Annotated in this window: 7 protein-coding genes and 1 pseudogene; 6 read left to right on the top strand and 2 right to left on the bottom strand. The window is 69.5% G+C overall.

Annotated elements, in window-relative coordinates; all coding sequences use genetic code 11:
* A pseudogene (locus tag AU194_RS32275) lies at positions 1 to 434 on the top strand (hypothetical protein); the annotation flags it as partial.
* Between the two features lie 687 nt (positions 435 to 1121).
* On the top strand, positions 1122 to 2096 hold the full coding sequence (locus AU194_RS21740; protein ID WP_059091337.1) for an esterase family protein: 975 nt from the start codon (positions 1122 to 1124) through the stop codon (positions 2094 to 2096).
* Positions 2097 to 2113: 17 nt separating this feature from the next.
* Here the strand turns inward: AU194_RS21740 and AU194_RS21735 are convergent, their stop codons facing one another.
* A complete protein-coding gene (locus AU194_RS21735; protein WP_059091336.1) occupies positions 2114 to 3112 on the bottom strand; it encodes an acryloyl-CoA reductase in 999 nt (332 codons plus the stop codon).
* Between the two features lie 49 nt (positions 3113 to 3161).
* Here AU194_RS21735 and AU194_RS21730 point away from each other — a divergent pair, with 49 nt between their 5' ends.
* The 4 genes from AU194_RS21730 to AU194_RS21715 all read left to right on the top strand — a co-directional run bounded on the left by AU194_RS21730 (position 3162) and on the right by AU194_RS21715 (position 6789).
* The gene (locus AU194_RS21730) at positions 3162 to 3689 is read left to right on the top strand and encodes a hypothetical protein (RefSeq protein ID WP_231743526.1); all 528 of its coding nucleotides are present in this window, start codon (positions 3162 to 3164) and stop codon (positions 3687 to 3689) included.
* A 109-nt stretch (positions 3690 to 3798) separates the two neighbouring features.
* The gene (locus AU194_RS21725; protein WP_059091346.1) at positions 3799 to 5142 is read left to right on the top strand and encodes a PepSY domain-containing protein; all 1344 of its coding nucleotides are present in this window, start codon (positions 3799 to 3801) and stop codon (positions 5140 to 5142) included.
* Positions 5139 to 5612 (top strand): copper chaperone PCu(A)C, encoded by a 474-nt coding sequence (locus AU194_RS21720; protein ID WP_059091335.1) that lies wholly within the window; start codon positions 5139 to 5141, stop codon positions 5610 to 5612. The genes AU194_RS21725 and AU194_RS21720 overlap by 4 nt, the downstream gene beginning before the upstream one ends.
* A complete protein-coding gene (locus tag AU194_RS21715) occupies positions 5605 to 6789 on the top strand; it encodes a Dyp-type peroxidase (protein ID WP_059091334.1) in 1185 nt (394 codons plus the stop codon). Before AU194_RS21720 ends, AU194_RS21715 begins: the two co-directional genes overlap by 8 nt.
* A 4-nt stretch (positions 6790 to 6793) precedes the next feature.
* On the opposite strand, the gene AU194_RS21710 is transcribed toward AU194_RS21715, so the two are convergent.
* Positions 6794 to 8008: an acyl-CoA dehydrogenase family protein gene (locus tag AU194_RS21710; protein WP_059091333.1), complete on the bottom strand. Its 1215-nt coding sequence runs from the start codon at positions 8006 to 8008 to the stop codon at positions 6794 to 6796.
* Positions 8009 to 8027: the final 19 nt, after the last annotated feature.

Here is an 8027-nt window from a genome sequence, read left to right as displayed (position 1 = left end):
CCGTTGACGAAGGCGGCAGCAGCGACGCCGAGCAGACCGCTGCCCCGGAGGCCGTCGCTGACGACAGCGGCGACACCGACGAGACCCCGTCCGCCGACAACACCGGTGAACCGGACAGCGCCGTGGCATCGCCGGAAACGGCTGACGCCAACGATATCGACGACACCAAGCCGTACGCAGAGGCGCTCGAGGTCTCCCACGAGCCCGGCTACACGCAGACCGCTGCCGCTGTGGCCGACAGACTGCACGAGCCAGTGGGCGAGGGATCGGCCATCACACTGCCAGCCGACGAGGCCTTCTGTTCGATGGACCCGACCACCTCTGAGACCGACGCCGACGAGCCCGTCCCCGCGGAACCGGACGAGCCGACCCGGCCCGCCGACAACCCCGGCGAACCCGGCGGCCCCGCACCACCCCAACACCGGGCGGCCTGACCGCCGCACACCATCGCCGCCACACGTGCACTTCGCCGTGGGTGAGGGGCCCACTGCACTGCCCTCGAGCCGGTGACGTGCACAGTCGTTCGGCGCCGAAGTCGCCTTCGCCGAGACCACCCGAAGATTCGAATATCGTCGGCAACAGGCTTTCGCGCAGCCGGGCCCAGCCGTGTCGTCCCACAGGCACACAGGTCGTCGTCGCGATACCACCCCGCGATCAGCGTGCCGCAGTCCTTGGGCAACTCGGCGAATGGCGAGCGAAGCCGCGGTCACCCGAGCTCAGGCAGAGGCGTCCCACCTCGAGCGCCCAAAGCCCCTCTTCAGCAACGATCGCGTAACCCTGATGTATCCAGTCGCTGACGGAAAGCCGTCCGCCGCCGGGAGATTGAGGCCTGGCCATGGGCTCCGACTTTGACCGTATGCGCAGGTGAGGGGAATGGCCGGAACGCCGCGTCACCTCGGTGTTTGCCATCGCGAGGGTTCTGCCTGCGCCTTTATGGGGTTTTCTCGGTCAAAAGCCCATGTTTTACTCAAGGCGCAACAACTGAATTCTCTCGGTCCGCTCTCTGGTGTCAGTAGAGCGGGCGCGGACGACGCAGTGCAGAAATCGCTGCGGTGCCAATGGCGACTGTGTCCGCTGGATGGGCGTGAAACGCAGTAACGGGAAGATGGATGGATTGCTTCATGACGATCGTTGACAAGATTCGAGGCCATTGGGCACGCCGTTTCGGGGTGGCCGCCGTCGTGGCGCTGCTATTGCCCGGCGTGATCGGCCTCACCGGTAATTCAGCGCTCGCGGGTGCGTTCTCGCGGCCGGGATTGCCGGTTGAGTACCTGATGGTCCCGTCACCGTCGATGGGACGCGATATCAAGGTCCAGTTCCAGAGCGGTGGCCCCGGATCTCCTGCGGTCTACATGCTCGACGGGTTGCGTGCCCGTGACGACTTCAACGGCTGGGACATCGAGACCCAGGCCTTCGAGTGGTACCTGGACTCGGGCCTGTCGGTGGTGATGCCGGTGGGCGGACAGTCCAGCTTCTACACCGACTGGTACGCCCCGGCGTGCGGTAAGGCCGGCTGCCAGACCTACAAGTGGGAGACGTTCCTGACCTCGGAGCTGCCCAACTGGCTGGCCGCCAACCGCGACGTCAAGCCGACCGGCAGCGCCGCCGTCGGCCTGTCGATGGCCGGCTCGGCCTCGCTGGTGCTCTCGATCTACCACCCGCAGCAGTTCATCTACGCCGCGTCGCTGTCCGGGTTCCTGAACCTCTCCGAGGGTTGGTGGCCGTTCCTCGTCGGCCTGGCCATGGGTGACGCCGGCGGCTACAAGTCGGAGCCGATGTGGGGTCCCGGCGGCAGCGAGGCCTGGCTGCGCAACGACCCGATGGTCAACATCGACAAGATCGTCGCCAACGGCACCCGCATCTGGGTGTACTGCGGCAACGGCAAGCCGGGTGAGCTCGGCGGCGCCGGGCTGCCCCAGGAGTTCCTGGAGAGCCTGACGCTGCGCACCAACATCACCTTCCAGGAGCGCTACATCGCCGCCGGCGGTAACAACGGGGTGTTCAACTTCCCGGCCGGCGGTACGCACACCTGGCAGTACTGGGGCCAGCAGCTCCAGCAGATGAAGCCCGATCTGCAGCGCGTGCTGCTGGGCTGAGCCGCGTGGGCCGGCGGTCAGAAACCGCCGGCCACCCGCACGACCGCACGGCCCGAGTACCGGCCGGCACGCACCTCGTCGATCACTCCCGCGACGTCCTTGACGTCGACGTCGTGGGAGAGGTCGGCGAGGTGTTGTGGTTTCAGGGGTCCGCCGAGTTTGGCCCACAGCTCCCGCCGCGGCCCGATCGGCAACTGCACCGAGTCGATGCCGAGCAACGCCGCCCCGCGCAGAATGAACGGCATCACCGTCGTGTTCAGCGTGGGTCCGCCGGTGAGCCCGCTGGCCGCGACCGCGCCGCCGTAGGCCAGGGTGCTCAACACGTCGGCGAGGGTGGCGCCACCGACGCAGTCGACCGCTCCCGCCCACCGGGTCTTGCCCAGCGGGCGTGGTTTGGCGTCGGGATCCTCCGGCAGCCGCCCGATCACCTCCGCGGCGCCCAGTGAGCGCAGCAGATCGGCCTGTTCGGCCTTCCCGCTCGAGGCGACGACGTGGAAGCCGAGCGCGGACAGCAGGTCGACACTGACCGATCCGACACCTCCGCTGGCGCCGGTGACGACGATCGGCCCGTCGTCCGGTCCGATCCCGCGTGCGGTCAGCGCCTCCACGCTCATGGCGGCGGTGAACCCGGCGGTGCCGATCGCGGCGCCCTCGTGCGGGGTGAGCGCGCCGAGGGACACCACCTGGTCGGCGGGCAGGCGCGCGAATTCGGCGTAGCCGCCGTGCTTACCGGTGCCGATGTCGTAACCGTGGGCCAGGACCAGCTCGCCGACGCCGAACTGGTCGGACTCCGATGCGACCACCTCACCGGTCAGATCGATGCCGGGCACGATCGGGTAATCGCGCACCACACCGCCCTTGGGGGTGACGGCGAGCGCGTCCTTGAAGTTCACGCTCGAGTAGTGCACCCGGATGGTCACCTCGCCCGGGGGCAGCGCCGACTCGTCCAACGTCTCGACCGCCGTGTCGATCCGGTCCCCGGACTGCCGCGCCACCACCGCCTGAAAACTGTTCATGGTCGATCACGCTAGTCACCCGCCGTGGCGAGGGCGGTAGTCTTCGCCCGTGAGCACGGTGACCTCGCGCGCCGGCGCCCTGTGCGGCGTGCTGGTCGGAGCGTGCTCGGGGTTGTTCGCGGTCGCTGCCCACGCGACTGCCGGCGGTGAGGTGCCCACCGGACCGACGCTGGTCCTGGTCGCTCTGGTCTGTGCCGCGGTCGGAGCGCTCGCAGGCGCGGACGGACAGGGGCCGCCCGGCAGAATCGTCGCCCTCGTCGGGGCAGGACAACTGCTCACCCACGTCGCGCTGGCGGTGACGGCCGGGCACCACGGCCACTCGGTGCTGCCGTCCGCGCCGATGCTGCTCGCCCACGCGCTGGCGGCCGTCGCGCTGGGCCTGCTCATCGCCTTGGTCGCTCATCTCTACCGGGTGTGCGCCTCGGTCCTGTGCTGGCTGATGCTCACACTGGTGCACCGCGGCAGGCCCGCGGCGACGCGCCGCCACAGCACGACCTCGGTTGCGCTGCAACTGCTTTCGATTCGTTCCGGGCTGGGGATGCGGGCGCCGCCGCGGGTGGTCGCCTTCAGCGGCTGAGGCCGCCTCGTACCCACACGCCTGCGCCGAGCGCGGGCGCGCCCGTCGGCGCTGCGTCGACACCTCACACACGACCTTCGTCGTGCCCCTCACGGACGAAAGCACGTTCATGACCACCACACCCGACCCTGTCGTCGCCGTCCCGGCATCCCGCTCGCCCGGTATGACCGCGCTGCTGCGCCGACTCCACTTCTACGCCGGCGTGTTCGTCGGCCCCTTCCTCCTGATCGCCGCCGTCAGCGGTGGCCTCTACGCCATCGCGCCAACCCTCGAACAGTTCGTCTACCGCGACTACCTGCACGTCGACTCCACCGGTCCCGCACGCCCGCTCGCCGATCAGATCCGCGCCGCGCAGGCGGTGCGGCCCGATCTGACGGTCACTGCCGTGCGGCCCGCAGTCACCCCGACCGACACCACCCGGGTGCTGTTCGACGATCCGACGCTCGGGGAGTCCGAGCGTCGTGCGGTGTTCGTCGACCCCGCGACGGCGCAGCCGGTGGGTGAGCTGACCGTGTACGGCAGCAGCGGTGCGCTGCCGGTGCGGACCTGGATCGACCAGGTGCACCGCAACCTGCACCTCGGCGAAACCGGGAGGCTTTACAGCGAACTGGCTGCGTCCTGGTTGTGGGTGATCGCGCTGGCCGGCGTCGTCCTGTGGGTGCGGCGCCGGCGCGGGTTGTTCACCGTCGACCGCCGGTTGCGTGGGCGGGCGCGGACGCTGAACTGGCACGGCGCCGTCGGGCTGTGGATCGCCGCCGGCCTGCTGTTCCTGTCCGCGACGGGACTGACGTGGTCGCGGTACGCCGGCGACCACATCACCGAACTGCGTGCGGCACTGTCGTGGACGACGCCGACGGTCGCGACCGGTGTCCAGACCGGCGACCACGCGCACCACGGGGCGGACGCCGCGACCGGCGGCGCACCGAGGGTCGACGAGGCGGACCGGGTGTTGCGCTCGGCGCGCGACGCCGGAGTCGGCGGTGCGGTCGAGGTCTCGATCCCGGCTGACAGCGGCACGGCATTCACCGTCGCCCAGACCCGCGAACCGTGGGTGATGTCCAACAATGCCGTGGCGGTCGACGGGGCGACCGGCCAGGTGACCGACGTGTCGTGGTTCGCCGACTGGCCGGTGGCGGCGAAGCTGGCGGCCTGGGGGATTCAGCTGCACATGGGCCTGCTGTTCGGCCTGGCCAACCAGCTGGCGCTGGCGGCGCTGGCCGTCGGTCTCGTGACGGTCATTGTCCGCGGCTACCTCATGTGGTGGCGACGCCGCCCGACCGGTGCCCCTGCCCGCGGCGGGTGGCGGGACGCACCGAAGGCGGCGGTGGTGGCGCTGGTCATCACCGCCGTCGTGATCGGTTGGTTCGTCCCGCTTCTGGGGCTCAGCCTCCTGGGCTTCCTGGTGATCGACGTCGCCGTCGGAATCAGCAAGCGGCGCGGGGTGTCCCGATGAGGGGCTTGCTGAGCGCGGTGTGCGCTGTACTCGTCCTGGTCGGGTGCGGCGGACCTGCTGCTCGGGAAGATGCTGCGGCCGTTGAGGTCCGCGACGCCTGGGTCAAGGCGGCCGAGACGGGGATGACCGCCGCTTTCGCGCAGTTGCGCAACAGTGCCGATCGTGAGGTCCGCGTCGTCTCCGCGGCCACCACCGCGGCCGCACGTGTCGAACTGCACGAAGTGGTCGGCGAAAGCGCGCCGAGAATGCAGCCCAAAGCGGGCGGGTTCGTGCTGCCCGCGGGCGGCGCAACCGAACTGAACCCGGGTGGCGACCATCTGATGCTGATGGAGTTGACCGGTCCCTTGCCACCGGGTTCGGACGTCGAGATCACCCTCACATTCGGCGACGGGTCGACGCTCCCGATGACCGCTCAGGTGCGTGAATTCGCCGGAGCCGGCGAGCAGTACGACGGCGGCCACCATGGGTGAGCGGGTCAGCCGCCGGGCTCTGCTCGGGGCGGGTGCGGTGGCCGCGGGCGTCGCCGGAGTCGGTTTGACCGCAACCGCGAGCGCCCGCGGGCTCGGCCGACCGGCCACAGCCATCGAACCGTTCCACGGCGCGCACCAGGCTGGGGTGGCGACTCGACCCCAGGCCTATACGACGCTGATCGCGCTGGACCTGCGGCCCGAGCACGCCGACCCCCGCGGCCTGCGTTCGGTAATGAAGCTGTGGAGCGAGGATGCGGCGCGGCTGACCCAAGGCGTTCCGGCGCTCGCGGACACCGAACCCGAACTGGCCTCCGATCCGGCGCGGCTCACCGTCACCGTCGGGTTCGGGCCAGGCCTCTTCGACGCCGTCGGGCTCTCCGCGCATCGACCCGGGCCGCTGCGGCCGCTTCCGCGGTTCGCGGTCGACCGGCTCGAACCGCGTTGGTGCGGCGGGCAATTGCTGTTGCAGCTGTGCGCCGACAACCTGCTCACGGTCAGCCACGCGTACCGGGTGCTCACGAAGAACGTGCGGTCGATGACCACGATCCGGTGGATCCAGCGTGGGTTCCGCAACCCGGCGAGCGCGGCGGCGGGCACCGCGATGCGCAATCTCATGGGTCAGGTCGACGGCACCGTCAACATCGCCGACGCGGCCGGATTCGACCGGCACGTGTGGTGCGACGGGACAGACCAACCGTGGTTCGCCGGCGGCACGATGGTGGTGGTGCGGCGGATCCGCGCCGAAATGGACGCGTGGGACGAGGTCGACCGACGGTCCAAGGAGCTGGCCGTCGGGCGCCGACTCGACAACGGCGCCCCATTGACGGGGTCACGCGAATCCGACGCGCCCGACTTCACCGCCGCGGTCAACGGGATTCCCGTCATCCCGGAGAACGCCCACATCGCGCTCGCGCGGCACCGGTCGACCGACGAGCAGTTCCTGCGCCGACCGTACAACTACGACGACACCCCGCCGACGGGCGAGATCAGCGACAGCGGACTGCTGTTCCTCGCCTACCAGCGCGACCCGGCGCGGCAGTTCGTCCCGGTGCAGCAGCGCCTGTCCGACGCCGACGCGCTCAACCCGTGGATCACTCCCGTGGGCTCGGCGGTGTTCGCGATCCCGCCGGGCGCCGCCGAGGGCGGGTATCTGGGTCAGCAGTTGCTCGAGATGTGATAAGTCACTTCAACTGTGCGGACGTCAGGCCGAGCAGTCGGCGGGCCACCACCAGCTGCTGGATCTGCTGGGTGCCCTCGAAGATGTCGAGGATCTTGCTGTCACGCGCCCACTTCTCCAGCAGCGACTCCTCGGAATAGCCTGCGGTGCCGGCCAGTTCGACCACCTTCAGGGTGATGTCGCTGCCCACCCGGGCGGCCTTGGCCTTGGCCATCGAGGCTTCCTTGGAGTTGGGGATCGCGTTGTCGGCCTGCCACGCCGAACGCACCGTCAGCAGATATCCCGCCTCCCAATCCGCCTCGAGGCGAAGGAATTCGGCGGCAGCGGCGCTCTGGGCGTGTGCGGGCTTGTCGTAGGAGATCTCGACGCCCGCATCCTCGAGGATCTTGCGCAGCTCCTCGAGGGCGGCACGCCCGATCCCGACGGCCATCCCCGCGACCACGGGGCGGGTGTTGTCGAAGGTCTCCATGACCCCCGCGAAACCCTTCTCCACGTGGATCTCGGGATCGCCGAGCAGGTTGTCCTTCGGGATGCGGGCGTTGTCGAAGCGGATCACCGCGGTGTCGGAGGCCTTGATGCCGAGCTTGTCCTCGAGCCGCTCGACCGTCACGCCGGGATGGTCGCGCGGGACGATGAACGACTTGATGGCCGCGCGGCCCAGCGACTTGTCCAGCGTGGCCCACACGACGATGTGACTCGCGCGCGAACCTGCCGTCACGAAGATCTTCTCGCCGTTGATGACGTACTCGTCACCGTCGAGGCGGGCCGTCGTCGAGACCGCCGCGGAGTCCGAGCCGAAGCCGGGTTCGGTGATGGCCATGGCGGCCCACACACCCTTGCCCAGCCGCTCGAGTTGTTCGTCGGTCGCGACACCGGAGATCGCGGCGTTGCCCAGACCCTGACGGGGCACCGACAGCATCAGCCCCACATCGCCCCAGCTGATCTCGGTGACGTTGAGGACCGCGGACATGTTGCCGCCGTTGACGTTTCCCTTCGGCCCGTCGTCGGCGTCACGGAAGGCCTCCGCGCCGGCGAACGAGATCGTGTTGGCCTCGGAGATGCCCTCGAACAGGGTGGCCAGCGTGTCGAGTTCGACGGGGTAGTCGTGCTCACGCAGGTCGTACTTGCGGCTGATCGGCCGCAGCATCTCCGCGGCACCCTGATGGGCCTTGTCGATGACCGCGTGCAGCTTCTTCGGCAGTTCCAGGTTGATTGCCATGGCGAATTTCCGTTTCTGA

Origin of the sequence: Mycobacterium sp. GA-2829, assembly GCF_001499965.1 — a bacterium.
Lineage (GTDB): Bacteria > Actinomycetota > Actinomycetes > Mycobacteriales > Mycobacteriaceae > Mycobacterium.
The sequence above is the reverse complement of the archived record's forward strand: the minus strand, read 5'-3'. Positions and strand labels throughout refer to the sequence as shown.